25 protein-coding genes, 1 tRNA gene and 1 pseudogene are annotated in these 23,854 nt (G+C 34.2%); 7 read left to right on the top strand and 20 right to left on the bottom strand.

What is annotated here, in order from left to right:
- Positions 1-100 precede the first annotated feature (100 nt).
- From ptsP to NFR82_RS06270, 3 genes are all read right to left on the bottom strand, one after another.
- Positions 101-1,834 carry a phosphoenolpyruvate--protein phosphotransferase gene (gene ptsP / locus NFR82_RS06280; protein ID WP_251717439.1) on the bottom strand — a complete coding sequence of 578 codons (1,734 nt, stop codon included), beginning with the start codon at positions 1,832-1,834 and terminating at the stop codon, positions 101-103.
- Positions 1,834-2,100 carry a phosphocarrier protein HPr gene (locus NFR82_RS06275; protein ID WP_144354944.1) on the bottom strand — a complete coding sequence of 89 codons (267 nt, stop codon included), beginning with the start codon at positions 2,098-2,100 and terminating at the stop codon, positions 1,834-1,836. Before NFR82_RS06275 ends, ptsP begins: the two co-directional genes overlap by 1 nt.
- Positions 2,101-2,215: 115 nt before the next feature.
- Positions 2,216-2,398: a hypothetical protein gene (locus NFR82_RS06270; RefSeq protein ID WP_251717438.1), complete on the bottom strand. Its 183-nt coding sequence runs from the start codon at positions 2,396-2,398 to the stop codon at positions 2,216-2,218.
- Positions 2,399-2,609: 211 nt separating this feature from the next.
- Between NFR82_RS06270 and NFR82_RS06265 the strand changes: the two genes are divergently transcribed.
- Positions 2,610-4,784 (top strand): ATP-dependent Clp protease ATP-binding subunit, encoded by a 2,175-nt coding sequence (locus NFR82_RS06265; RefSeq protein ID WP_251717437.1) that lies wholly within the window; start codon positions 2,610-2,612, stop codon positions 4,782-4,784.
- A 117-nt stretch (positions 4,785-4,901) separates the two neighbouring features.
- Positions 4,902-5,183 carry a DUF1827 family protein gene (locus NFR82_RS06260; RefSeq protein WP_251717436.1) on the top strand — a complete coding sequence of 94 codons (282 nt, stop codon included), beginning with the start codon at positions 4,902-4,904 and terminating at the stop codon, positions 5,181-5,183.
- 36 nt (positions 5,184-5,219) lie between these two features.
- Here the strand turns inward: NFR82_RS06260 and NFR82_RS06255 are convergent.
- Both NFR82_RS06255 and NFR82_RS06250 read right to left on the bottom strand, forming a co-directional pair.
- Positions 5,220-6,790 (bottom strand): annotated as a pseudogene (locus NFR82_RS06255) (peptide chain release factor 3).
- On the bottom strand, positions 6,790-7,659 hold the full coding sequence (locus tag NFR82_RS06250) for a hemolysin family protein (protein ID WP_251717435.1): 870 nt from the start codon (positions 7,657-7,659) through the stop codon (positions 6,790-6,792). The pseudogene NFR82_RS06255 and the gene NFR82_RS06250 overlap by 1 nt, the downstream one beginning before the upstream one ends.
- 103 nt (positions 7,660-7,762) lie before the next feature.
- Between NFR82_RS06250 and NFR82_RS06245 the strand changes: the two genes are divergently transcribed.
- The gene (locus NFR82_RS06245; RefSeq protein ID WP_251717434.1) at positions 7,763-8,224 is read left to right on the top strand and encodes a hypothetical protein; all 462 of its coding nucleotides are present in this window, start codon (positions 7,763-7,765) and stop codon (positions 8,222-8,224) included.
- Between the two features lie 2 nt (positions 8,225-8,226).
- On the opposite strand, the gene NFR82_RS06240 is transcribed toward NFR82_RS06245, so the two are convergent.
- Both NFR82_RS06240 and recX read right to left on the bottom strand, forming a co-directional pair.
- Entirely contained in the window at positions 8,227-8,706 is a 480-nt protein-coding gene (locus NFR82_RS06240) for a GyrI-like domain-containing protein (protein WP_251717433.1), read from the bottom strand.
- A gap of 9 nt (positions 8,707-8,715) precedes the next feature.
- Complete coding sequence (recX, locus tag NFR82_RS06235; protein WP_251717459.1) at positions 8,716-9,531, bottom strand: recombination regulator RecX; 816 nt, start codon at positions 9,529-9,531, stop codon at positions 8,716-8,718.
- 126 nt (positions 9,532-9,657) lie between these two features.
- Between recX and rlmD the strand changes: the two genes are divergently transcribed.
- Positions 9,658-11,049, top strand: coding sequence for a 23S rRNA (uracil(1939)-C(5))-methyltransferase RlmD (gene rlmD / locus NFR82_RS06230; RefSeq protein WP_251717432.1), 1,392 nt, complete (start codon positions 9,658-9,660; stop codon positions 11,047-11,049).
- Between the two features lie 307 nt (positions 11,050-11,356).
- Here rlmD and NFR82_RS06225 read toward each other — a convergent pair whose 3' ends face one another.
- The gene (locus NFR82_RS06225; RefSeq protein ID WP_251717431.1) at positions 11,357-12,304 is read right to left on the bottom strand and encodes an alpha/beta hydrolase; all 948 of its coding nucleotides are present in this window, start codon (positions 12,302-12,304) and stop codon (positions 11,357-11,359) included.
- A 78-nt stretch (positions 12,305-12,382) separates the two neighbouring features.
- Here NFR82_RS06225 and NFR82_RS06220 point away from each other — a divergent pair, with 78 nt between their 5' ends.
- Complete coding sequence (locus NFR82_RS06220; RefSeq protein ID WP_251717430.1) at positions 12,383-12,670, top strand: hypothetical protein; 288 nt, start codon at positions 12,383-12,385, stop codon at positions 12,668-12,670.
- Positions 12,671-12,702: 32 nt separating this feature from the next.
- Here the strand turns inward: NFR82_RS06220 and galU are convergent, their stop codons facing one another.
- From galU to map, 3 genes are read right to left on the bottom strand one after another with little or no spacing between them, the layout of a single operon-like run.
- Positions 12,703-13,602 (bottom strand): UTP--glucose-1-phosphate uridylyltransferase GalU, encoded by a 900-nt coding sequence (gene galU, locus NFR82_RS06215; protein WP_251717429.1) that lies wholly within the window; start codon positions 13,600-13,602, stop codon positions 12,703-12,705.
- A 23-nt stretch (positions 13,603-13,625) separates the two neighbouring features.
- Complete coding sequence (locus NFR82_RS06210) at positions 13,626-14,555, bottom strand: YihY/virulence factor BrkB family protein (protein WP_420908754.1); 930 nt, start codon at positions 14,553-14,555, stop codon at positions 13,626-13,628.
- A gap of 10 nt (positions 14,556-14,565) precedes the next feature.
- Positions 14,566-15,393, bottom strand: a complete 828-nt coding sequence (gene map / locus NFR82_RS06205) for a type I methionyl aminopeptidase (RefSeq protein ID WP_251717428.1) — start codon at positions 15,391-15,393, stop codon at positions 14,566-14,568.
- A 147-nt stretch (positions 15,394-15,540) separates the two neighbouring features.
- Between map and NFR82_RS06200 the strand changes: the two genes are divergently transcribed.
- Together NFR82_RS06200 and NFR82_RS06195 are read left to right on the top strand one after the other, a co-directional pair.
- Entirely contained in the window at positions 15,541-15,987 is a 447-nt protein-coding gene (locus NFR82_RS06200; protein WP_251717427.1) for a flavodoxin, read from the top strand.
- Positions 15,980-16,510: a GtrA family protein gene (locus tag NFR82_RS06195; RefSeq protein ID WP_251717426.1), complete on the top strand. Its 531-nt coding sequence runs from the start codon at positions 15,980-15,982 to the stop codon at positions 16,508-16,510. Before NFR82_RS06200 ends, NFR82_RS06195 begins: the two co-directional genes overlap by 8 nt.
- Positions 16,511-16,536: 26 nt before the next feature.
- Here NFR82_RS06195 and wecB read toward each other — a convergent pair whose 3' ends face one another.
- The 9 genes from wecB to NFR82_RS06150 all read right to left on the bottom strand — a co-directional run.
- The gene (wecB, locus tag NFR82_RS06190) at positions 16,537-17,679 is read right to left on the bottom strand and encodes a non-hydrolyzing UDP-N-acetylglucosamine 2-epimerase (RefSeq protein WP_251717425.1); all 1,143 of its coding nucleotides are present in this window, start codon (positions 17,677-17,679) and stop codon (positions 16,537-16,539) included.
- 11 nt (positions 17,680-17,690) lie between these two features.
- The gene (locus tag NFR82_RS06185; RefSeq protein ID WP_251717460.1) at positions 17,691-17,873 is read right to left on the bottom strand and encodes a hypothetical protein; all 183 of its coding nucleotides are present in this window, start codon (positions 17,871-17,873) and stop codon (positions 17,691-17,693) included.
- An 87-nt stretch (positions 17,874-17,960) separates the two neighbouring features.
- Positions 17,961-18,034, bottom strand: a tRNA-Arg gene (locus NFR82_RS06180).
- A gap of 54 nt (positions 18,035-18,088) precedes the next feature.
- Positions 18,089-19,417, bottom strand: a complete 1,329-nt coding sequence (locus NFR82_RS06175; RefSeq protein ID WP_251717424.1) for a PTS sugar transporter subunit IIC — start codon at positions 19,415-19,417, stop codon at positions 18,089-18,091.
- Complete coding sequence (locus NFR82_RS06170) at positions 19,414-20,655, bottom strand: DEAD/DEAH box helicase (protein ID WP_251717423.1); 1,242 nt, start codon at positions 20,653-20,655, stop codon at positions 19,414-19,416. The genes NFR82_RS06175 and NFR82_RS06170 overlap by 4 nt, the downstream gene beginning before the upstream one ends.
- A 2-nt stretch (positions 20,656-20,657) precedes the next feature.
- Positions 20,658-21,365: a GH25 family lysozyme gene (locus NFR82_RS06165; RefSeq protein ID WP_251717422.1), complete on the bottom strand. Its 708-nt coding sequence runs from the start codon at positions 21,363-21,365 to the stop codon at positions 20,658-20,660.
- 136 nt (positions 21,366-21,501) lie between these two features.
- Positions 21,502-22,071 carry a hypoxanthine phosphoribosyltransferase gene (hpt, locus tag NFR82_RS06160; protein WP_251717421.1) on the bottom strand — a complete coding sequence of 190 codons (570 nt, stop codon included), beginning with the start codon at positions 22,069-22,071 and terminating at the stop codon, positions 21,502-21,504.
- A gap of 105 nt (positions 22,072-22,176) precedes the next feature.
- Complete coding sequence (locus tag NFR82_RS06155) at positions 22,177-23,535, bottom strand: hemolysin family protein (RefSeq protein ID WP_251717420.1); 1,359 nt, start codon at positions 23,533-23,535, stop codon at positions 22,177-22,179.
- Positions 23,536-23,592: 57 nt separating this feature from the next.
- On the bottom strand, positions 23,593-23,854 hold a 262-nt coding region (locus NFR82_RS06150), incomplete at its 5' end, for a nitroreductase family protein (protein ID WP_251717419.1).

Raw genomic sequence — 23,854 nt, 5'->3', positions numbered from 1 at the left:
TATATTGTAACTCTTAAATGTGAAGAAATCATGAATATTTATCTTATAATAAGCTACTAATAAAAAAATACAACTTGGTACATACCAAGTTGTATTTTTATTATTTTGTAAGCTTTTCAATCAAGTCATTAACTAACTTTTCATTGTCTTCAGCTGTTTCAGAAACGAAACATGCTTGGTTAGCCAATTCCTTAAGATCTTCTGTGTTAAGCTTCTTCATCAAGCTTCTGATACGAAGAATTGAAGTTGCACTCATTGAGTATTCATCAAGTCCCATTGAAAGCAAGATTGGGAACATGGTGCTATCACCGGCAGCTTCACCACACATACCTACCCAGATACCATTTTCATGGGCACCATCAATTGTATGCTTAATTAAACGTAAAACCGATGGGTTATATGGTTGGTATAAGTATGAAAGACTATCATTTCCACGATCAGCGGCCAAAGTATATTGAATAAGGTCATTGGTACCGATTGAGAAGAAGTCTACTTCCTTAGCAAATTGATCTGCCAATACAGCAGCAGCAGGAACTTCGATCATCATACCGACTTGTAAGTCGTCTCCGACCTTAACACCCTTATCAATTAACTTAGCCTTTTCATCATTTAAGATAGATTTAGCCTTACGTAATTCGCCTAAAGTACCAATCATTGGGAACATAATTCCTAATGGGCCATAAGCAGAAGCACGAAGCAATGCTCTTAATTGAGTACGGAAAATTTCTTCATTTTGAAGTGACAATCTAATTGCACGAACACCGAGGAATGGGTTCATTTCTTCTGGTAAATCCCAGTAATCAAGGTGCTTATCACCACCGATATCCATAGTTCTAATGATAGTTTGCTTACCATTCATACCTTCGATAACGGACTTGTATGCATCAAATTGAGCATCTTCTGTTGGGAAGTCAGATGAATCCATGTATAAGAATTCAGTTCTGTACAAACCAATAGCTTCAGCACCATTTTCATGAACACCTGGCATGTCATTTGGAGTACCGATGTTAGCTGCAATGATAAATTTCTTACCATCAGCAGTTACAGAAGGTTCGTCCTTTAACTTTTGCCATTCAGCCTTTTGCTTAAGGAAAGCTTCGCCTTTTTCTTTGTATTCCCTTACTTGGTCTTCAGATGGTTCAATGATTACATCACCATCTAAGCCATCAACGATCATGTTTTGTCCATCTTGAACATCCTTGGTAACTGAATCAGTACCAACTACTGCAGGTAATTCTAATGAACGAGCCATAATTGCTGAGTGAGCAGTACGACCACCAATATCTGTAACAAAGCCCTTAACGTATTTCTTGTTTAGTTGAGCAGTATCACTTGGAGTCAAGTCGTGTGCTACAACAACAACTTCGTGATCAATTGAAGCTGGGTTAGGTAATTTCTTACCAAGAAGGTGAGCCATAATACGTTTTGAAACATCACGTACATCGGCAGCACGTTCTTGCATGTAAGGATTATCAGTCATACCTTCAAAAATTGAAATGAAGTTTTTAGCAGTTTCATCAAGAGCTGCTTCTGCATTAATTTTTGAATTCTTGATTTGTTCACCAATAGCACCAGTGAATTCTGGGTCATTTAAAATCATGAGGTGTGCATCAAAAACTTGAGATTCTTCTTCACCCAAGCTCTTCTTAGCAATATCACGAATATTTTCCACTTCACTAGTTGAATCGGCTACAGCCTTTTCGTAACGACTTACTTCTGCTTCAACATCATCGATTGATGTCTTATTGAATGAAAGATCAGGCTCTACAAGAAGATAGGCTGGTGCTACGGCAATACCGTCACTAGCTGCGATTCCTTTTAAAGTCTTGGTCATTATTCAGCTAAACCTTCTTTTTTCATAGTGTCAGCAATTGCGTCTAATGCGTCTTTTTCGTCATCACCATCTGCAGTGATAGTAACATCTGCGTTTTGACCAACACCAAGTGACATAACACCCATAATTGACTTCAAGTTTACAGACTTACCATTGTATTCCAAGTTAATGTCTGAACCAAACTTTGAAGCAGCTTGAACTAACAAAGTAGCTGGGCGTGCGTGAATACCTGTTTCTGCAATAATATGAAAATCGCGTTTTTCCATTTTGAATATCTCCTTTTATTTTCGAAAAATTAAACTGGTATCAAAATACCTATTCGGATAATAGATTATCATTTTTTTATAAAATATACAACACAAATGTAACAGTTTACATCATTTAATCTGCGCCATTTACATTATAGTACACGATATTACCGCCGCTTTTTGCACGTCCACTAATACTCTGACGCCGGCCATAATTTCTTAAAGCTTTTTGGAATTCGAAGGCACTTTTTGCCTCAACTTCGTATTCCTTTAGTTCTCCATCGGCTAATTGATCTAGAATCTTTTGATAGTCCATTTTTCCTCGTTTCCTACTTATAATCTATATTTTCAACAAGTTCATATTACTATATTTTTTATTAAAATTTATCTTTTTCCCTATTTTATAAGAAAATATAAAGATAATAATTTTTCTTACAAAAAATAAGCATTTTTGGTGTTTAGCACTTGACTTTAGTGAGTGCTAAACATACAATTTGTATAAACTCAAACTGAAAGGCGGTAATAAATTGCTTTGTCAAAACTGTCGTGAACGACCAGCGTCTATTCATTTATACACTAAAGTTAATGGCGAAAGTCGTGAAGTTGACTTATGTCAACACTGTTATCAAGAGTTACGAAATCAAGGTAAAAATATGAATAATAATGAATTTTTTGGAGATTTTGATGATTTATTTAACGCTTTGAATAGCAATAATCAAAACTCTGCTAATAATTATAATCAAGGTCCTCAAGGCCCAGAAATGCAAATGGGTGGAGGCAATGGAAATGGTGGTCAAGGTGGACGATCACTTCTTGATCAATATGGTACAGATTTAACTGAGCTTGCCAAAAAGGGCAAAATCGATCCTGTAATCGGTCGCGATCAAGAAATTGCACGTGTAATTGAAATTTTAAATAGACGAACTAAAAACAATCCTGTTTTAATCGGTGAAGCCGGAGTTGGTAAAACTGCGGTTGTTGAAGGATTGGCTCAACAAATCGTTGATGGTTCTGTCCCTGCTAAATTACAAGATAAACGAATTATTTCATTAAATGTAGTTTCACTTGTTCAAGGTACTGGAATTCGTGGTCAATTTGAACAAAGAATGGAACAATTAATTCGTGAACTTCAATCAAGAAATGATATTATTCTTTTCATTGATGAAATCCACGAAATTGTTGGGGCCGGTAATGCTGAAGGCGGAATGGATGCAGGAAATATTATAAAACCTGCCCTTGCTCGTGGCGAACTTCAATTAGTCGGTGCTACTACTATCAAGGAATATCGTGAAATTGAAAAGGATTCTGCTTTAGCAAGACGTTTCCAACCAGTTGAAGTTAAAGAACCTTCAATTGACGAAACAATCAAGATTTTACGAGGTATTCAAAAACGTTACGAAGATTACCACCATGTAAAATATACTGATGAGGCCATGGAAGCTGCTGCTAAATTATCGGCTCGCTATATTCAAGATCGTTTCTTGCCAGATAAGGCTATCGATTTACTTGATGAAGCTGGTTCTAGAATGAACTTGACTATTCCTTACATTGATAAGGAAAAGATGCAAGAAAGAATCAATGCTGCTCAACAACTTAAACAAGATGCTTTAAAGAACGAAGACTATGAGAAGGCTGCATATTATCGTGATCAAATCGAAAAATACGATAAGATGAAAGATCAAAATGTTGATCCTGATAAGGCCCCAACAATCACTGATAAGATCATGAATAAGATCGTCGAAGAAAAGACTAATATCCCTGTCGGCGATATTCAAAAGCAAGAAGAAACTCAATTACAAAACCTAGCATCAGATCTTGAAGGTAAAGTTATCGGTCAAGATAAGGCCGTAAACAAGGTTGCTCGTGCTATTCGTCGTAATCGAATTGGTTTTAACAAATCTGGTCGACCAATCGGATCCTTCCTCTTCGTTGGTCCTACCGGTGTTGGTAAGACTGAACTTGCTAAACAATTAGCTAAGCAAATGTTTGGTTCAAGCGATGCAATGATACGTTTCGACATGTCAGAATATATGGAACAATATTCTGTTTCAAAATTAATTGGTTCAGCTCCTGGTTACGTTGGTTATGAAGAAGCTGGTCAATTAACTGAAAGAGTTCGTCATAATCCATACAGTCTTATCTTGCTTGATGAAATTGAAAAGGCTCACCCTGACGTTATGAACTTGTTCTTACAAATTCTTGACGATGGTCGCCTTACTGATTCTCAAGGCAGAACTGTTTCATTCAAGGATACAATCATCATTATGACTTCAAATGCGGGTCAAGGTATTAAAAATGCTAGTGTTGGATTTGCTGCAGAAAACAGTGATGAAGAAATAGATTCAGCTCGTAATTCAATGACTCAATTCTTTAAGCCTGAATTCTTAAACCGTCTTGATGACGTAATTGAATTCAATGAATTAACCAAAGATGACTTGATTAAGATTGTTAACTTGATGTTAGACAATACTAACGAAATGGTTAAGGATCAAGGCTTACATATCGAAGTCACTGAACCTGCTAAAGAAAAACTTGTTGATGAAGGTTTCAATCCAGCTATGGGTGCTCGTCCACTTAGAAGAACTATTCAAGAAGAAATTGAAGATAAAGTTGCTGACTTTAAACTTGATCATCCAACAAGTAAGAATTTACTTGCAGATTTGGTCGATAATAAAATTACTATTAATGATCAAGACAAGTAATTGATTAGAATAAAAAGAGGAATTTAAAATTCCTCTTTTTTTATATTATTGTTAAAAATAATCCAATTTAGGTTATACTAAGAATAAAGGTAATAGTAAAAGAAATGGGTGAAATACATGCATTTAATTGATGTAACTAATAGCTATTCTAGATTGGTTGAAAGCCAGCTTAACACTACTGATGTAAACTATGTTAAAGTGTATTCTCTCGGAAATACTTCTGTAATTTACACTGAAAGTAAAACGGCAATTGGAATTGCGCTTGAAAATCATGATCGTCGAATCCGCGAAGATGAAGTTGAATTTGTTATTAAACGATTAGTTAAAAATACTGATACAACTTACACTTTGACTGTAGATAAAAGTCGCCACGTAGTTGAAATCCATATTGATAAGTAAATTAAAAAGCCTAGGTTTCTTGCCTAGGCTTTTTCTTTATAATTTTTCAGTTAATTTAACATCCGGATATTTATCATGGAAGAATCTTTCGGCAAAGGCATTTTCGAATAAGAATAATGGATTGCCGTAACGGTCTTTAACAAGTAAGTTACGTGAATTCGACATTGAAGGATCCAATTGGTCAGGATCAATCCAACGTGCCACACGATGTCCAATACTACTCATTTCTACTTCAGAATTATATTCATTTTGCATTCTAAATTTGAAAACTTCAAATTGAAGTTGACCAACCGCACCCAAAATATATTCATCAGTTTGGTAATTACGGTATAACTGAATAGCCCCTTCTTGAACCAATTGATTCATTCCCTTGTGGAATGATTTTTGCTTCATAACATTCTTAGCTGTAACACGCATAAACAATTCAGGAGTAAATTCTGGCAAAGCTGGATAAACAATCTTGCGCTTACCTGAATAGATACTGTCACCAATTTGGAAATTACCAGTATCATAAAGACCAACAATATCTCCTGCTACTGCATCACTAACTTGCACACGTTCACTAGACATAAATTCAGTTGCATTATTTAAACGAACTTGCTTACCTGTTCTAGCTAAGGTAACATCTAAGCCCTTTTTAAATTCACCACTACCTACTCGAACAAATGCAATTCGATCGCGGTGATGTGGGTTCATATTAGCTTGAATCTTAAAGACAAATCCTGAAAATTCTGGATCTTCAGGAGAAAGTTCTTCATCATCATTAACTGTATGGCTTTCTGGAGACGGAGCTAAATCAACGAAGCTGTTTAAGAAAGTTTCCACACCAAAATTAGTTAAAGCCGAACCGAAAAATACTGGAGTTTGATCACCTAAAGCAATCTTATCAAGATCGAATTTATTACCAGCTTCTTTTACCAATTCAATTTCATCTAAAGTTTCTTCAAATTGTGGATCGTGGCTTAATTCATTACTATCAGGTAACTTACCATTTTCATCAAGTGGAATGAAACGATCATCAGAATCTTTATGATAAAGCTCTACACGGTTGTTAGCAATATCGTAGAGTCCTTTTAAAGTTTGACCTGAACCAATAGGCCAATTCATTGCTACTCCCTCAATACCGAGTAAATCTTCGATTTCAGCAATCAAATCAAGTGGTGGACGTCCATCGCGATCCAACTTGTTCATAAAGGTAAAAATTGGAATGCCACGTTGCTTAACAACTTTGAAAAGCTTCTTAGTCTGTGGTTCGATACCTTTAGCAGAGTCAATCACCATTACGGCTGCGTCCACTGCCATTAAAGTACGGTAAGTATCTTCAGAGAAATCCTGGTGTCCTGGTGTATCCAGGATATTAATTCTTTTACCTTTGTATTCAAATTGCATAACCGAACTAGTAACCGAAATACCACGTTGTTTTTCAATTTCCATCCAGTCGGAAGTTGCGTAATTTCCAGTCTTTCTAGCTTTAACTGTACCAGCTTGTCTAATTACCCCACCAAATAACAATAATTGTTCTGTAATGGTTGTTTTACCTGCATCAGGGTGAGAAATAATTGCAAATGTTCTTCTAGTTTTACTTTATCTAGTAATTTCTTATCCATTAATCTTCTATTGCTTCTTCCTTTTCTAGCTTTTCTGGAATGTCCAAAATAACAGTTAACAATCTAGAACCTTTCATTCTACCAGTTGTTAATGTCATTCCATTATCTAACTTAACTTTGAGCTTTTCACCCTTAGCGGGAATAACCCCTAATTTAGTAATGACATATCCCGCAACTGTATCGACGTCTTCTATTGTGATATTAGTTTCAAATTGTTCGTTAAAATCATCTAATGGCATTTTTCCATAAATGACATATTTATTTGGTGCTAATTGATTAAACAAGACTTCTGCACGATCAACCTCATCATCAATATCACCAACAATTTCTTCGATTAAATCCTCAATTGTAGCAATACCAACTACCCCACCAAATTCATCAAGTAAAATTGCAATTTGACGCTGAGTCTGTTGCATTTCAACAAGTAATTCACCTAAATCTGCTGTTTCGGGAGCAAAGAGAGGTTCATTGATTACATCGTCATAATCAATATTTTCAAAGCCTTTTTCTCTTGCCTTTCTCAAGACTGTTCTAATATGAATTATTCCAATTATCTTGTCTTTATCTTTATGATAAACAGGAATTCTAGAATATGGCTGATGTAAAATTTCATCTAAATTATCCTGAAAACTGATTGCATCATCAATCATAAAGGCATCAGTTCGGGGCACCATCACTTCCCGAACCGTCTTTCCTTGAAAATTAAGAATACCTTCTAACATTAAGTACTCTGTATCATTAATTTGGTGATTATTATGTAGGGATTCAATTTCTTTTATTAAATGCTCACGATTTCCCTCGGCCTTATCACCTGAAAATCTATTTTTTAAACGATTAAATAAATTTTCCGCAGCAGGGTCGCTACTCATAATTAGTTACTCTCTTTCTTTAAAATGTCACTAAATACCCATATTATAGCATGTTTGTCCAATTATTATGCTAAAATACTGATAAGAAATGAGGTATATTATCATGAAAAAAAGCCATGTTTTACTAGTCTTCACCTTTTTATTGTTAGTACCATACTTTTGTAGTCTAGCAATTATCGGAATTGGCTATAATGCTCTAGTTCTCCATTCAGGCGAAATAGTAAGAACTATTATTGGCGCCTTCGTTGGCGCAATCATTATGTTTGCAATTAAAGCAACAATTCAAAGGCCAGTTGATCTTCTTGCGATGCAAACTCACGATGGTATCATTAGACAGCTTTTAAGATTTTTTAGTATTCGCAGACGATACTTCTTATTGGTTGCCAATGTCATTTTGGACTTTGTTTTATGCTTTTTAGCCACATACCTTGTTAGATCAGTTTTAACTCTAGATCAAATTGTTGGAAATGCAGCCGGAGTCGTTTTATTAGTTATGTTTGTCTCAACCTGTCTTGGAGCATACGTTGAATACGACAATCTTTCAATTGATCCAAACCAGCATTAGTATTATTTGCTAGCCTTTAAGTACCACATTTGGGCTAGCTTTTTTGTATCTAAATCTAAGTTTTGAACAAAGTATGGAGTCTCACTATCACCTGGATTTTCATAGACTTCAAATCCAGCTTCAGAAACTTTTTCAAAAAACTTAGGAAGTACAAAGTTTAGCGGTACATCGAAGGCGTTAATTTGTCCGTTTGCGTCGTCTTTAGCAACTTCGGCTGCCGGTAAAGCAAATTTCATGAGACCAGCAGGAACTTCTACATTACCTTCAACAGTTACACCATACCAGTACATAAAGTTTTCTGGTCCAAAGATAACCATGCTGGCTCTTTGGTTTTCAAGTTGATTATCTTTCAAAAACTTTTTAAAAACTTCATCATTTTCCATTTGAGCATTTGCTTGTGTAAAGGTCTTTTGGTCATCCATCATAGTTTCCACAAATGGACGACCAACAAATGTTAATTCTTTAAGATTTTCTTTTTTCATTTTATCCTCCTAATATTCACTAAGTTCTTCTAAATCAATAATTTCACCATTCAAAAACATATCAATTTCATTACTTGAAAAGCCATGGCTATATAAGTAGCGTTTAATTTTGAAATTTCGCGTTTTTTCATCGAACTTTCTAAAACGTTTAAATGCCTTAATTCCCTGTTTTTTCAAAGCCTCAAATTGATCCGTCTCATCTAAGTTTAATTCAGTTTCATCAATAATTATACTAGCCAATGAGCTATCAAAACCATGAGACAACAATTTTGTTTTCATTTTTTGCGATAATTCATTAGATGAAAGTTTTCCGACCTGATGTTGCATGGATTTTATTACTTTTTTCCCAACTGGTATCCACTCTTCTTCAGGAATATTTTCTATTTCTATGGCAATAGTTTCTGAATTCACACCTTTTTGTTGCAACTTCTTTTGCAAAGACTTAGGTCCATCAGAGCCAACATGTAAATTATTTTGCAAAAATAATTTAGTATACTGTTCATCATCAATATAACCTAACTCAGTTAATTGCTCAACTGCCGCATTTGCTGCCTCATCAGAGATATTATACTTTTTTAGGTATTGCAAAACTTCATAAACAGTCCTAGGCTCATAACTTAAAAAGCGAGCTGCAAGCTCACTGGCTCTTGCATCATCATCAAATTGCTGGATTCGCTCAATTTCTTCATCGCTAATTTCTTTTCCTTTAAGTAAGACAAACTCGGCTAAAGTTCTCTCAGTAACAGAAAAAGCATATTGATTATCGATAAAAACATTGTAACGTCCAGGTCTTTTTTGACTACTAATTTTAGTAATCGTCGACATGAGATCAACCTTTCCTTTATTTATAATTAATGCTAACAAATATTTCTAATCCTTGCTAAGAACTTTTTTATCATAGTACAATAGAATGCAAACCATTAGTTAGATTATTGTAGAAAGAAAATGAAAATGAAGAAAAATACTAATTTCAAACACAGAAATCAAGAAGAAAAAGAAAAGAATGTTATTATCACTATTAAACGTTTAGGAATTAATGGTGAAGGAATTGGATATTACCGCAAAAAGATTATTTTTGTTCCTGGTGCTCTTCCAAATGAAGTAGTTGTTGCAAAAATTGTAAAAGAATATCCACATTACATCGATGCTGAACTTGTTCGTATAAAAGAAAAAAGTGCTGATCGTGTTGATTTTCCAAGCGGCGTTAATCCTGAAATTGGTGGACTTGAATTAGCTCACCTTTCATATAAAAAGCAATTGGAATTCAAAAAAGACAATGTTTTAGAAGCCTTGAAAAAGTACCATCCTCGTGGTTACAACAAATACAAGATCAAAAATACCATTCCGGCTCCGGATGAATGGCATTACCGCAATAAAGCTCAATATCAAATTGAACTTGATCATGGTAAAGTTAAGTTAGGTTTATTTGCACCAAATTCACACCGCTTAATTGACTTACCAGAAATGCCAACTCAAAGTGTCGGTACTCAAAAAACTGAACGTGAAATCAAAAAGTTAATTGAAAAACATCACGTCTTTATTGCAAGTCGTCAGAAACATTTGGATGGAATTAAAACAGTTGTAGTTCGTCAATCTGAGGCAACTAAAGAAATCCAAGTAACTTTAATTACGGTTGGACACAAAATTAAGAATTTGATTCCATTAGCTAAAGACATTATGAAACTACCAAATGTTGTAAGTGTCTTCCAAAATGAAACTGATTGGCGCAATCCACAGGTATGGGGAAATAAAACTGAAAAGCTTTTTGGAAAAAATAAGATTACAGAAGTCATTTTAGGTAAAAAGTTTGAATTATCACCTCGAGCATTTTTCCAATTAAATCCAGTTCAAACTGTGACCTTATATTCTGAAGCATTAAAATATCTTGACTTAACTCCGGAACAAACCTTAATCGATGCCTATAGTGGTGTTGGTACATTAGGAATTCTTGCGGCCGATCAAGTTAAACAAGTAGTAGGAATTGAAACTATTCCAGAAGCAGTCGAAGATGCCCGTCATAATGTTAAATTAAATCAACTTAGAAACGCCGACTACTTTCAAGGAAGTGTTGAAAAGGTACTACCTGAACTTCAAAAGGGAGGACTTTCTATTGATGCTTTAATCGTTGATCCACCACGAACAGGATTGGCAAAAAGCCTACTTAAGACCATTCTTCGTGTAAAGCCAACGACATTTGTCTATATTTCATGCAATCCATCTACTTTAGCACAAGATCTTGTTCTTCTTTCAGAAGAATATGATGTACGTTTAATTCAAAATATCGATATGTTACCTCAAACTCCACGTTGTGAATGTATTGTAAAGCTTACTTTAAGAAAATAATTTATATACAAAAAACCAGCTATCATAAGAATAGCTGGTTTTTTGTAATAGTGGACGAGGTAAAACTATCGATTGATAGTCGCGACTTTAGACATCTGATAGATAATCATCGCAACCAACATTCACTTGTTCGGGTCTTTACATTTAACGTAACTTTGAATTGGATTAAGTAGTATCAAATGGACTACTGTTTCCAACAATACAATTCTTCTTTGGAGATAAAAACTTACTTATATTTATTGTTAAATTAATTTTTACCTCTTCCACACTCCTACTATACCATAAATGTAAACGCTTGCATATACCCCTAGTTTATATATTTATTCAAAAATTGTTTTATATGTTGCTCATAGGTCTTAGGGTGAGTAGCGTATGACTTTGCATGACTAGCTCCCGGAACTATCCATAATTCTTTTGGTCCGCGTGAAGCCGCATAATTTTTATAAACCATTTTGGTTGGAACAAATGTATCCTTAGCACCATGAATAAAAAGCATTGGCCGTTTATTTTTCTTAAGTTGATTTATTGAAGAACCGTCAGCTAGGTAATACCCTACTTTAACTTTATTAATTCCACTTAAAACCTCAACTAATGGAAATCTTGGAATAGCTGGCATATTATACAAATCCTGTGCCTCATGCTCGATTTCATCTTTTACGCTAGTATAGCCACAATCTTCAACAAATGCTTTAACCTGCTTAGGGAGTTTTTCTCCACTCGTCATCATCGTGGTTGCACCACCCATACTTACACCAAAGATAACTATCTTACTATCAGATCCATTATGGGCAATTACTTCATTTACCCATTTTTTCACATCAGCTTTTTCAACCCAACCATATCCAATATATTTACCCTGACTTTCTCCATGGGCTCTAGCATCTGGAAGCAAAACATTATAACCCAACTTATGAAATAAATTAGCATAAGCAGCCATAGTGTTCTTATTATTCATATATCCATGTAAAATAATGGCAGTTTTTTTAGAATTTTTATCTGGGATGTAGTTTGCATCTAACTTATAATTATCAGTGGCTGACTTCATATACCAATGATCTTTCTTTTGGTCATAATACCATTTCTTTTCTTGATATAATGGATCTGATTTCTTTACCACATCTGAATTTGCACTAATAAAATTCTTTTTACTTGGGACACAAGCAACATTAAAGAAATACATCCCTGCTCCAATTAGTCCCGCAGCAACAAGTACTATTATTGCTATAAGTGAAATCCAAACTTTCTTTTTCTTCATCTTAACACCTGATATTCTATTTAAATTAGTATATCAACAAGTATAGCATTTCAATTTTCATATAGAAAAGGGGTAAAAATGAGATTATACAACTTAGTAGAATTTTTAAATAATATTAACACCGAAACTAAACTTCTCTTACAAGTGAATGATCAAAAAGTTCCTCTTGGTCAGGTAAAATTAACTGCTTCAGAGTGCTTATTAATTCCTGGTAAAGAAGCATTTACTAAGAAAAAATTATTTAAATTAATTCAAAACATCCACTGTCATACTCTAACTGTTTGGATAGTTAATGATAAAAAAGAAAAAATCCCTGTATATGGAATGCAAATTTCAATTGAAAAAGGTCAAGCTACTATAATGTAAAAACGAGCCAGATTATTCTGACTCGTTTTATTTTACTTATTATTCTTAGAATCTTTTTCTAACTCTTTACCCAATTTGATGATATATTTACGAAGATCATCTTTAGTTTCTGGATGGGTTAAACCATATTCAATTGATGTTTCAAGGTATCCTTCTTTGTTACCAACATCATGACGATCACCATTGAATACGTGAGCAAATACTCTTTGAGTTTTGTTCATCGTATCGATTGCATCAGTCAATTGAATTTCTCCACCACGACCAGGTTTTTGAGTTGCTAAAATATCAAAAATTTCTGGTGTCAATAGATATCTACCAATAATGGCATAATCACTTGGAGCCTTTTCTACAGGTGGTTTTTCGACAAATGACTTAACATTGATTAAACCTGGTTCAATTTCATCTGCGGGTTCAATCACACCATACTTAGAAACTTCTTCATGAGGAACAGGCATTACTGCAATAGTTGAAGCATGAGTTCTGTCATAGCGATCAATCAATTGCTTAGTCAATGGAACTTTATCAGCCATCAAATCATCACCTAACATTACTGCAAATGGTTCATCACCAACAAAGCTTCTAGCTCTTAAAATTGCGTCACCAAGCCCAGCTGGGTGTGGTTGACGAGTGAAATATAAATTAACTCCTAAATTGGTAATATCTTGAGTTAGCTTCAATAATTCTTTTTTGCCAGTTTTTTCAAGATCCTGTTCAAGTTCTGGATTTGCATCAAAGTGATCTTCGATTGAGCGCTTGTTTTTACCAGTTACGATTAAGATATCTTCAATTCCAGATTTTTTTGCCTCTTCAACAATAAATTGAATAGTTGGCTTGTCAACTATTGGCAACATTTCTTTAGGCATTGCCTTAGTTGCTGGTAAAAATCTAGTACCCAAGCCTGCAGCTGGAATAACAGCTTTTCTGACTTTCATAAATACACACTTTCTATTAAAAACTAACTTTTATTATTTAATTGCCTTCTCTTTTGAATCACTGAAGCTATTCTGCCAGCTGTAAAATCCATTTTTCCATATCTTTTCCGGACAATAGCAGCATTAACACTTGTTCCAATTAAAAGCATTAATGAAGCCAAATTTAACCACAACATGAAAATAATAAAAGTTCCAACAATTCCATAGTTTTCCCAACTGATAGGAAAATTATGAAGATAAAAACTAAAACCAATTGATAAAAGCATCCAACCAATTACTGTAATGAATACACCAGGCCAAGTTACTTTCTTTTTGATTTTAATATTTGGCAGAACATAATTTAAATATGCGACTGCGATTGTCATAATAAATATTACTGCCGGATAACGATAGCTAAAGATCTTTTTAATCTCACCAATTGAAAAACCAAAAATAGGATGCAATAAATCTAGTATCTGCTGACCAAAAATCAAAGTCAAACTGATTGCCGTTAAAACCAAGATTAATAATCCTGTCAATAACACCGTAATTGATCTTGTCCATAAGAAACTCAACATTGATAATTTCAATTCAATTCTATGCACATCATAGAGCTTATTCATCCCTATTCTAATTGCATTAACTAAATTTGAAAATGACCAAATCGCAAGCACAATACCAAAAGAAATATATCCTGTAGAATGACTTTCTAGCAGTGACATCACGATAGGCATAATAAATTTTGAAACTTCATCTGGTAGAATTAATCTCAAATAATCTGCAATTGGCGCTGTATCAATATGAAATAATGGCAAAATGTTACCGACAATAATTATGATAGGAAAAATTGAAAATAAAATATAGTATGCAATTACAATTGCACTTTGAGTAATTTCTCCTTCAGACATAATTTGCATTATTAATTTGTATGCGTGTCCTATCTTGACTCCTAGAGATTTAGGCATGGTTTTCATAAATTAATGATTAATCTTCCATCTCATCAAAATGTGGAATGTATTTTTCATATCCATCATATGGCTTTTGCAAAGTCAAAATCTTTGGACCATCCTTGGTAATTGCGAAAGTATGTTCAAATTGAGCAGAATTTGAACCATCTGGAGTTGCATAGTAAACCCAATCATCATTAGGATCATCAACGCTTCTTTGATCAATTCTCCAGTCTCCGCCAGCTTCAACCATTGGTTCACAAGTAATAGTCATGCCTTCACGAAGACGCAAACCATGTCCTGCTTTACCCCAATGAGGAACCTCTGGATCTTCGTGAATAGTAGGTTGAATACCATGACCAACTAGTTCGCGTACATCACCATAATTATGTTCAACTTCAACGTAATTTTGAATAGCTGCACCAATATCACCAATACGATTGCCAAGAACAGCTTGATCAATACCAAGGTACATTGCTTTTTTAGTAGTTTCAATTAAGTCTTGATCTTCTTTTGAGATCTTTCCTACTGGATAAGTAGTACATGAATCAGTTTCATATCCATCTACATTGCAAGTAACATCAACCTTAACAATGTCACCTTCTTTTAAAACACGCTTCTTACTTGGAATTTGGTGAGCAATTTCATCATTAGTTGAAATACAAGTACCATACTTATAGCCTTCAAAACCTTGTTCTGAAAGACGACCACCACGACTTGAAACAAAATCTTGACAGAATTCTTCAATATCCCAAGTAGTAATTCCAGGTTTGATAACATCACGTAATGCTTCAAACATTGAAGCCAAAAGACGACCTGATTTTTGCATTCCTTTAAGTTCACGAATAGATTTAATTGTAATCAAATATTTTCTCTCCTTTTATTTTTATATTTTTCAGAAAGTTACTTTTATTATAACGTTTTTTAAAACTTTACTAAAGCATTACTGATATTTTCTGTTTTCATGTATAATACATATAAAAAAAGTAATTAATAAAATATGGAGGGCTTCATGAAAGCGACAATTGTATATGCTAGCATGACAGGAAATAACGAAGATATGGCAGAAATACTTGAAGAAGATTTACAAGATTTCGGCTTTGATGTAGAAAATAATGATGTAAGTTTTGCTGATGCTAGCGATTATTTAGAAAGTGATCTCTGTATTTTTGTTACCTACACTTACGGTGAAGGTAAGATGACTGACGAAATTGCTGACTTTTATGAACAACTTGCCGAATTAGATTTGAGTGGAAAATATTTTGCCGTAATGGGCTCAGGAGATAAAACTTATGGTGAACACTTCTGTGAAAATGTTTTTGACTTTGAAAAATTATTTAAAAAGATTGGTGCTAAAGAAGTCACTAAGCCTGTAACTATCGAAAATGCACCTGAAGATGAAGCCCTCGATTTAATTGATCATGCGGCTGAAGAAATGAATGATAAATTAAATGGATAAACGTAAATCTGTAATTACAGATGAAGCTAATATTCGTAAGCTAGGCGAAAAAATCTTTAAAAGACACCGTAATGTTTGGGTATATATGATTTTTGGATTTCTAGCAGCTTTAATCAACACAATTGCCTTTGTTGCTCTTCATAATTGGTGGCATAATTCTGTTATTATTGCGAATACTGTCGCATTTATAATTTCTAATTTGGCTTCATTTTATTTCAATCAAAAAGCGGTTTTTACAAATAATGTCGATCACGACCACTCAACGTGGCATAAAATAATAGTATTTTTTACTTACCGAATACTAAGTTTAATTCCAGATACCTTAATTATGTTAGTTGGATTATCTTGGCTTCATTTAAATGCTTTATTTGTAAAAATTATTGATCAAATTTTAGTTGGTATCTTTAATTACTTAACTACTCGTTCAGTTTTCCAAAAACAGGAACATACGATGATCGAACGAGCAAAAATGCGAGTTGAACAGCAAAAAGAAAAACATGCAAAACAAAAAAGTAGCAAGTAATCTTGCTACTTTTTTAATTGCTGTCACTATTCAAAATTTTCCGGACGATTCCGGTTTTCTTTATCAAAATAATAATAGATAGCATCCATTATTCTGTCTGATGCATGACCGTCTCCGTATGGATTCTTGGCATTGGCCATTTCATCATAAGCTGCCTGATCTTCTAAAAGATCAATCATGGCCTTCTTAACTGGTTCAACTTCAGTGCCGACTAACTTTAGAGTACCTGCCTTAACACCTTCAGGACGCTCCGTAGTGTCTCTGAGAACTAGTACTGGCTTACCTAAACTTGGGGCTTCTTCTTGAACACCACCCGAGTCAGTCATAATGAAATATGAGCGTTTAGCCAAATTGTGGAAGTCTACTACATCAAGCGGATCGATTAGGTGAATTCTTGGATCGCCACCAAGTACTTCTTTGGCCACTTCTTGTACTCTTGGTGATAAGTGAACTGGATAGATAATTTCAACATCATCATGACTATCAACTACTTGCTTCATCACCCTAAAGACGCGGCGCATTGGTTCACCTTGATTTTCACGGCGATGCATAGTAACTAAGATAATGCGGTTACCCGGAGTAATTTCATCCAAAACATCATGATGATAATCTTTTTGGACAGTTTGTTGAAGCGCATCAATTGCAGTATTACCTGTCACAAAAATATTTTCTTGCTTGTGGTTTTCCTTAACTAAATTTGATTTTGAGAGTTCAGTTGGGGCAAAGTATAAATCCGTCAAATCATCAGTCATTTGACGATTCATTTCTTCCGGAAATGGTGAATACTTATTCCAAGTACGAAGACCAGCTTCAACGTGACCCAAAGTAGTTTGTTCATAAAAACTAGCAAGTCCTGCTGCAAAACTAGTAGTAGTATCACCATGAACCAAAACAATATCTGGCTTTTCTTCTTGAATTACTCTACTCATATCAGTCAAAACTTTAGAAGTAATATCTGCCAAAGTTTGATTTTTATGCATGATATTAAAATCATAATCAGGTTTAATTTTAAAGATTTCCAAAACTTGATCAAGCATCTCACGGTGCTGAGCAGTAACTACTGTCACTTCATCAAAGCGATCATCAGCCTTTAACTTTAAAACTAAAGGTGCCATTTTAATTGCTTCAGGACGGGTACCAAAAACCGTCATTACTTTAATTTTTGCCATTTTCAAACTCCTTATTTCATTGGATTTGCCATAATAACTGTAGCTAATCCCCAAACGATAAATACACAAATTAGAGCTGTATATAAAAGATACTTCCGAGTTTTAGCGGGTCTTTTTTTATCTAAACCGAAGACTAAACAAAAACTACCAATTATGATGACTGCTGCAGCTAATAATAGAGTTAACATCTTCATTTCATCCTTTTAAATTTTCTATATCTATTAAACCATAAGGATGACCAGATTAACAAAAAAACTAGGACGGCTGTCCTAGTTTTTTAATGATCCGGGTGAGATTCGAACTCACGACACACGGTTTAGGAAACCGATGCTCTATCCAGCTGAGCTACCAGACCAATACCATAATTAACTTTATCAAAAATACTTGATAAAAGCTAATTATTTTTAATTTATTCAATACTTGCAAACATATTACGTGGTTTATCGTCTGCTTCAATCTTATCAGCTGCAAAAACAAATGGCGTCCAAATTGCTACCGCAATAATTATATTGATAATACTTAAAACAATTGCGCGCCAATCATAATTACATGCTAAATATGGTCCAATTATTGGTGGCATTATCCAAGGAACTGCCACTTGAACTGGATTAACTAATCCCATCTTAGTTATCCAATATGAAAAGGATACATTAACTAAAGGAGCAACGACAAATGGAATACAATAAACAGGATTTAAAATTACTGGAATCCCATAGACAATTGGTTCATTGATATTAAAAATTCCCGGAGCTAACGCAATTTTTGCAACAGTTCGATAATCGCTTCTCTTCGAGAAAACTAAAATTGCAATTATTAAAGCAAGAGTGCCCCCTGCTCCACCAAACCAGGCAAAAGCATTAAAAGATCCACTGACCCATAAATAATCAGGAATTTTCCCATTGTTAGCTGCAGTAATATTGATATTTTGTGCTGTCAACCAAATCGAATCAACAATTGGTGCCAAGACACCAAGACCATTGAATCCAAAGAAACAGAATACTTGCACAAGAACCGTTACAAGTACGACCATTCCAAAACCTTGTCCCATTCTTACGAGTGGTCCTTGGATTGAATTTAACAGCCAATTTCCAAAATAAGTTCCTGTAGTAACTTGAAAAATGTAATTGATAGTTCCAATTCCAAAAATTGAAATTATTCCAGGAATCAATGCATCGAACGCTACCTGCTCTGCATGAGGTAAATTGGCATTAATATGCAACAATAATCTTGCTCGGTAACATAAAAAGTAAATTAAAAAGCCTAGTGAACCAAACAAAATTGCGGTAAAAATTCCTGTTGTTGAAAATTGAGAAATATCGAAGGCATCTTTTGCAGTAATTACATTTCCTTGAATCTTAACCTTCACATAATTAGCAATGCTCATCATAAATGATGCAAGTGAAACAAGCGCCCCCATTAAGCGGTTGATTTCAAATGTTTTAGCTAACTGATAACCTAATGCTACTGCTAAAAATAAGGCAAAAAGCGCATATGTTCCACGCCACACAACATCACTAATCATACTAAGTGGACTCATGATGGCTGAAAATGTCGTCCATCCAAGTTGAGTTTTGGACGCTGTTATTAAGCTTTTGACTAGCACAGCGAGTGATCCGGCAATTGTAATAGGAAGCATAGAAATAAACGCATTCCTAAGTGCAACTAACCAACGTATTTGTGCCAGTCGATTGGCTATTGGTAATATATAGTCTTCCAGCCATTTTACTATTCGACTCATTTTTTCACCTTCAAGTAGTGGGGATGATACCCTTTATTTTTGTTATTACGTTTTTTCCGCTTTTTCTTATTCACTTTAACTACTTTATTTTCACTCTGTTCTTCTTTAGTTATCTTTTCGACTTTTTTCTTCTTTTTAGGCAATTTGGTGGTCAGTTTATTACCTGAGAAATATACCCGTGTAAGTTCAACATGATCTTCTAATAGTTTCTTTAAATCACGAAAGTCATGATCGTTCCCAAGCGATACAACATAACCAACCGCATTCATTCGCCCAGTTCTTCCTGCTCGATGTAAATAGGTATTTACATCCCTTGGAATATCGAAGTTGATGACATACGTTAATCCTGGAATATCTAAACCACGCGCTGCTAAATCAGTAGCCAGTAACAACTTAGTCTTACCCGATGCCAAATTATGCAAAGCTTTTTGTCGGCGTTCTTTACCAAAATCAGTTGCCAATAAGTCAAACTTAGTTTTTGTGTGAGAAAAAATTCCCGCAAACTTAAGCATAGTTTGATTTGAGTCAAAGAATAAAATACCTTTAAAATTCTCTAGTCTTGTAAGACGCTGTAAAAATTCAATCTTGTGGGCATTATCAACCTGTAAAAAATAATTTTTATTTTCGGTTTCTTGTTCTTTTCTAACATCAATTAGTAAGAAATTACGTTCAAACAATTCTTCGGCTTCTCTAGTAATCTCGGAATCAGTTGCTCCAAATAAAAGAATTTGAGAATCCGAACCGAGATTTTGACCTAACGAACTGAGCAAATTCATCTTAGTAAATTCTAAAATATCATCGGCTTCATCAATAATTAGAGTCTTGATCTGATTCAATTTAATTCTGCCACTTGAAAAGAAATCAAAAAATCTTCCTGGAGTTGCAATTACAACTTCTGGATGCTTCTTCTTTAAATTATCTTCCTGTCTCTTACGATTACCTGCTCCTACGAGACTTACCCCACGTAAACCTAATGCATGAATATAAGGGTTAATTGCTCTTCTAATTTGAACGGCCAATTCAGTGGTTGGTGCAAAAATAACTAAACTATTTGCTTGACCAGGTTCTAATCTTTCTAAACTTGGCAAGGCATATGCCAAAGTTTTTCCTGTTCCTGTCTTTGCAAGAGCGACCAAACTTGCACCATTTTTAATTGCATCATATGTTGCAGTTTGAATTAAAGTCGGCCTATTTTTGTGTTCTTTCTCTAAAACTGTTTTTACTTTTTCTTGATACATTATTATTGCGTTAATTGTCCATATTTCTGCTTATACTGTGCAACCGTACCATTATAGGCATACATAGTTACACCTTTTTCTAATCCATCAACATCATTTACTCTACCGTTAGTAGTGTAGCGCCAAAATGAATATTTAATTTTACTTGGTCTTTTTTTACTTTCAGCAACAAACTGAGTTCCTTTAGGAAAAAAATTATGATATTTTTCATCAACTACAATGAGAACTTTTTTACTATTGTTTTCCAACATTTTCGTAAAATGTGCCATCGATTGTAAAAACTTTTTATCACGATTTTCTACGGCCGGAATGACCATTATTGGCAAACTTCCAGTATTGTGTTCTACTTTTTTCATAAAGAAATTGTACTGCTGCAAAGCAGTCGATTCATTACTATAATACATCTCAGTTCCAAAAGCCAATTGTGTCCCTAAAATTTGATCACGATATGATAAATAATTCTCATCAAAATAAGATCGGCCTTGAGTACTTCTTAAATATACAAACGAAATTCCATTAGTTTGTAATTTGTGCAAATCAACATAATCAACATCTTGATCAAGTTCGACTCCAATCGCGCTTGGATTTGAATTAGCAGGTTGAGTAGTTTGCTTTCTAAAGTTAATGAATCCGATCACTAAAAAAGCAACTGCTAGAATCAACAAAACTAAAATTGCTGGTAAAGTGACTTTATGATGAAATCTTTTCATGAAATCATCCTTTCTTTACTATTTTACCCAATATACACACTAATACCAAGTATCAGAGCAGGTATTTATCCATGAAAAAAGTAGTCATTGCAAATTTGCGATGGCTACTTTCTAATTTTCTGTTGATTTTTAAATTTTATTTATTCACATATTTTTGAATAATTTCTGGTTTAAGAACACCAATGTATGGTAAGTTGCGGTACATATTTAAGAAATCAAGTCCGTATCCAACAACGAATTCATTACCAACATCGGAACCATAATAATCTACTACAACATCATTTTCACGACGAGCATCCTTATTAAGAAGAGCACAACACTTTACACTCTTAGCTCCTCTTTTTTTAATCAAATCCTTCATATATTGAAGGGTAAGACCCGTATCAACGATATCCTCAACGATTAAAACATCACGATCTTTTACATCAGCTGATAAATCTGTGATAATTTCAACTTTACCACTTGATTCAAAACCATCACCATAACTTGAAACATCAAGGAAATCAAGTTGATGGGCAACATCCATCTCTCTGGTTAAATCAGTTAAAAAGTAAATTGCACCTTTTAACGCACCAACCACAATTGGCTTCTTACCTGCATAATCTTCGGTTAATTGCTTACCTAAACGTACACACATATTGTGAATGTCTTCTTGTGTAAATAATTTATGATCAATAATATTATCTATATTGTCGCTTTTTACCATTAGTATACCCTTCAATTCGCATCATAAAAGAATTCTTAATATTGAAAATTATATCATTATTATCAAAAAAAAGCGCCACTCTTGACGCCTTTTTCCGTAATATTTCTATTTTTTATCATTTGATTGATCGGAATCATCATTTTCTTGAGAAATTGGACTAACAATAAACCAACGCATAAATCCTTGTTCAATATTATCAAGTACAAACTTATAGCCATCCAAATCAATTGATGAGCCTTTCTTTAAATCTGGATAATGTTCCATCATATATCCACCTATAGTGATAATATCACTATCCTGAAAGGCCTGCATATCTGTGTGGAAATATCGTTCAAAGTCATAAAGCGTAGTCTTACCAGATACATGAATCTTACCGTCTTTATCTTTGATAATATAGTCATCTGAAACATCATCAATTTCATCTTTAACGCTTCCAAACAACTCTTCATAGATATCTTTATCAGTCACAATTCCGCTGGTACCACCATATTCATCTACTACAAGCACGATTGGAGTATGCTTTTTAATCATTAAGTGAAGAATATCTTGAATTGGCATTGATTCAGGTACAGTAATAATTGTCCTAATAATTCTAGTTACAGGGACGGTTTGATCAATTTGAGCTTGTTGAACGATATCATATGCATATACGTATCCAACAACATCATCCTTATCATTGTCTCGAACAACTGGAAAACGACTAAATCCCTCTTCTAAGTACATCTTCAATGCACGTTCAATTGTATCTGTTGAATTTAAGACCGTTAACCGTGTTCGGTCTGTCATGATATCTTTAGCAACTTTATCATTTAACTCAAATGCACGCTCCATATAAGTTAAATCATACTTATCAAGAGCTCCACCATGAACGGCATTTCGAGATAATTTGATAATTTCTGATTGGGAATAGATTTGATTTTCTTCATCTGCAGATTGAAAACCCAATAATTTTAAAAGCCCATTTGAACTACTGTTAAGTAACCAAACAAATGGATACACCAACGTATGGAACCATTGAAGTGGTGTAATAATAGCCATCAGCATTTTAACTGGCATATCAATCGCAATATTTTTTGGAACAATTTCTGTTACAACAACTTCTAAGTAAGTAAGCAAAATCAAGCCTAAAATTGCACTCACCGACTTTACCAAAGATGGGCTCATCGGAGTAAAATTAAACAATTTTTGTAACATTGCCGCAAAAGTATCTGCAGAGAACCAACCAAGGATTGCTCCAACTAAAGTAGTACCAACCTGAGTTGTGGATAAATACTCATTCAAGTTATGCACCATATGTAAAGCACGCTTTAACTTTTTGGTATTTCCTTGCTTATTAGCAATCATATCTTCAAGTTGACTTACACGTGTTTGGACTAAAGCAAATTCGGCTGCAACAAAGAATGCAGCAAAAACAAAGATAACTAAGGTAGCTATCAACTTCTCAATTATTTCAGGATCACTCAAAATTATGTCACCTTTTTAACAACAATTTCAATGAATCACAATCATCAAAAAACAATACTATTTTTTCAATTTAAAAATCTTTTCAAATGGTACTCTTGCTGGGTAGAATTTTGGATCATTTACTTCAGCGTTACGGTCTTTATAACCAAGACCAATTGCCATACCAATTGATTCATCTTCTGGAATTTCAGCATATTTACGAATAATATCTGGATATGAAACTAATGAATGTGCTGGCATAACAGATAAACCATTATTAATTGCAACTAACATAATGCTTTGTGCAAATATTCCTAAATCAAATACTGACCATGCTGGT

Source organism: Lactobacillus agrestimuris (genome assembly GCF_943193025.1).
GTDB lineage: Bacteria > Bacillota > Bacilli > Lactobacillales > Lactobacillaceae > Lactobacillus > Lactobacillus agrestimuris.
This window is presented reverse-complemented; position numbering and strand designations above follow the sequence as displayed.

Excerpts from the sequence above, each read along its gene's own strand:
- ptsP (WP_251717439.1), bottom strand. The coding sequence starts at position 1,834 with ATGACCAAGACTTTAAAAGGAATCGCAGCTAGTGACGGTATTGCCGTA.
- NFR82_RS06275 (WP_144354944.1), bottom strand. The coding sequence starts at position 2,100 with ATGGAAAAACGCGATTTTCATATTATTGCAGAAACAGGTATTCACGCA.
- NFR82_RS06270 (WP_251717438.1), bottom strand. The coding sequence starts at position 2,398 with ATGGACTATCAAAAGATTCTAGATCAATTAGCCGATGGAGAACTAAAG.
- NFR82_RS06260 (WP_251717436.1), top strand. The coding sequence starts at position 4,902 with ATGCATTTAATTGATGTAACTAATAGCTATTCTAGATTGGTTGAAAGC.
- NFR82_RS06250 (WP_251717435.1), bottom strand. The coding sequence starts at position 7,659 with ATGAGTAGCGACCCTGCTGCGGAAAATTTATTTAATCGTTTAAAAAAT.
- NFR82_RS06245 (WP_251717434.1), top strand. The coding sequence starts at position 7,763 with ATGAAAAAAAGCCATGTTTTACTAGTCTTCACCTTTTTATTGTTAGTA.
- NFR82_RS06240 (WP_251717433.1), bottom strand. The coding sequence starts at position 8,706 with ATGAAAAAAGAAAATCTTAAAGAATTAACATTTGTTGGTCGTCCATTT.
- recX (WP_251717459.1), bottom strand. The coding sequence starts at position 9,531 with ATGTCGACGATTACTAAAATTAGTAGTCAAAAAAGACCTGGACGTTAC.
- rlmD (WP_251717432.1), top strand. The coding sequence starts at position 9,658 with ATGAAGAAAAATACTAATTTCAAACACAGAAATCAAGAAGAAAAAGAA.
- NFR82_RS06225 (WP_251717431.1), bottom strand. The coding sequence starts at position 12,304 with ATGAAGAAAAAGAAAGTTTGGATTTCACTTATAGCAATAATAGTACTT.
- NFR82_RS06220 (WP_251717430.1), top strand. The coding sequence starts at position 12,383 with ATGAGATTATACAACTTAGTAGAATTTTTAAATAATATTAACACCGAA.
- galU (WP_251717429.1), bottom strand. The coding sequence starts at position 13,602 with ATGAAAGTCAGAAAAGCTGTTATTCCAGCTGCAGGCTTGGGTACTAGA.
- NFR82_RS06210 (WP_420908754.1), bottom strand. The coding sequence starts at position 14,555 with ATGAAAACCATGCCTAAATCTCTAGGAGTCAAGATAGGACACGCATAC.
- NFR82_RS06200 (WP_251717427.1), top strand. The coding sequence starts at position 15,541 with ATGAAAGCGACAATTGTATATGCTAGCATGACAGGAAATAACGAAGAT.
- NFR82_RS06195 (WP_251717426.1), top strand. The coding sequence starts at position 15,980 with ATGGATAAACGTAAATCTGTAATTACAGATGAAGCTAATATTCGTAAG.
- wecB (WP_251717425.1), bottom strand. The coding sequence starts at position 17,679 with ATGGCAAAAATTAAAGTAATGACGGTTTTTGGTACCCGTCCTGAAGCA.
- NFR82_RS06185 (WP_251717460.1), bottom strand. The coding sequence starts at position 17,873 with ATGAAGATGTTAACTCTATTATTAGCTGCAGCAGTCATCATAATTGGT.
- NFR82_RS06175 (WP_251717424.1), bottom strand. The coding sequence starts at position 19,417 with ATGAGTCGAATAGTAAAATGGCTGGAAGACTATATATTACCAATAGCC.
- NFR82_RS06170 (WP_251717423.1), bottom strand. The coding sequence starts at position 20,655 with ATGTATCAAGAAAAAGTAAAAACAGTTTTAGAGAAAGAACACAAAAAT.
- NFR82_RS06165 (WP_251717422.1), bottom strand. The coding sequence starts at position 21,365 with ATGAAAAGATTTCATCATAAAGTCACTTTACCAGCAATTTTAGTTTTG.
- hpt (WP_251717421.1), bottom strand. The coding sequence starts at position 22,071 with ATGGTAAAAAGCGACAATATAGATAATATTATTGATCATAAATTATTT.